Origin of the sequence: Pseudoalteromonas porphyrae (genome assembly GCF_001298125.1) — a bacterium.
GTDB classification, from domain to species: Bacteria; Pseudomonadota; Gammaproteobacteria; order Enterobacterales; family Alteromonadaceae; genus Pseudoalteromonas; species Pseudoalteromonas neustonica.
Genome location: NZ_LHPH01000069.1, coordinates 1 through 881 on the forward strand (window position 1 = coordinate 1; position 881 = coordinate 881).

General features: G+C 42.0%; 2 protein-coding genes. One reads left to right on the plus strand and one right to left on the minus strand.

Going from position 1 to position 881, the window contains the following annotated elements; all coding sequences use genetic code 11:
- Positions 1-132 (minus strand): helix-turn-helix domain-containing protein (locus tag ADS77_RS21935; RefSeq protein WP_152960613.1); only part of this gene is annotated, 132 nt, incomplete at its 3' end.
- A gap of 362 nt (positions 133-494) precedes the next feature.
- Here ADS77_RS21935 and ADS77_RS22840 point away from each other — a divergent pair.
- Positions 495-785 (plus strand): group II intron maturase-specific domain-containing protein, encoded by a 291-nt coding sequence (locus ADS77_RS22840; RefSeq protein WP_268794924.1) that lies wholly within the window; start codon positions 495-497, stop codon positions 783-785.
- The last annotated feature ends 96 nt before the right edge of the window (positions 786-881 follow it).

Below are 881 nucleotides of genomic sequence, written 5' to 3' on the forward strand. Positions count from 1 at the left end.
TCGCTTAACTTCACGCATGATAGTTGTATGGTGTCGATTTAATAGCTTACCAATGGATCGGCAGCTTTCGCCACTATTGAATCGATAGTAGATAGCTTTTCGTTCGAAACTGTTAAGATGTTCGTAAGACATTCTGAATTCCCTCGATAATGAGTTTGGTCGCACTTACTACATTAGCAAATATTTCAGAATGTCATATTTATTGGTGGGTTATGGTCAGTGGTGCACTTGCATAATGAATTCGGGTTTGTTGTTGTACGTAATTTAGGCTTTAGAGTATTAATAACTTATTTAATGGATGGAATGAAAGCAACCCATTAATAAAAAGTAAATTCATAACCTAAAAAGTAAATCTAGTGGAATAGTGATGTTGGCTCAATTAGAATGGCTGTCTAATTTGTTGTTGTCTTGGCTTTGCCTTTTACTGGGCAAAAGATGCGCAAGGAAAACCTCGACTTAGGCGGCGCACAGGGGCTGAAAAGCACCGCGCCAGCATGAGCGAGTTTTACCAATACATCAAAGCCAAACGGTCAACCAAGCTCAACACGTGGATGCCCCAACTGAAACGCAAACTGATGGGATACCGAAATTACTTTGGCCTGCCAGACAATAGCCGTAGCCTAGATAGACTGTACAGCTATGTGCTGCACAGCTTATATAAATGGCTGAATAGGCGAAGTGGAAGGCGCAGTTATAATTGGAGTAATTTCAAGAAGATGTTAATGTATTACGCAATAGAGCGGCCAAGAGTGAGTAAGCGATTTATTCATGTGGACTGGTACTAAGTACGTGGTGATTTACACGCGTGAATATATAACTGAAGAGCCGGATGCGGTAGTTCCGCACGTCCGGATCTGTGTGGGGTCGGCCCAGTAATGGGT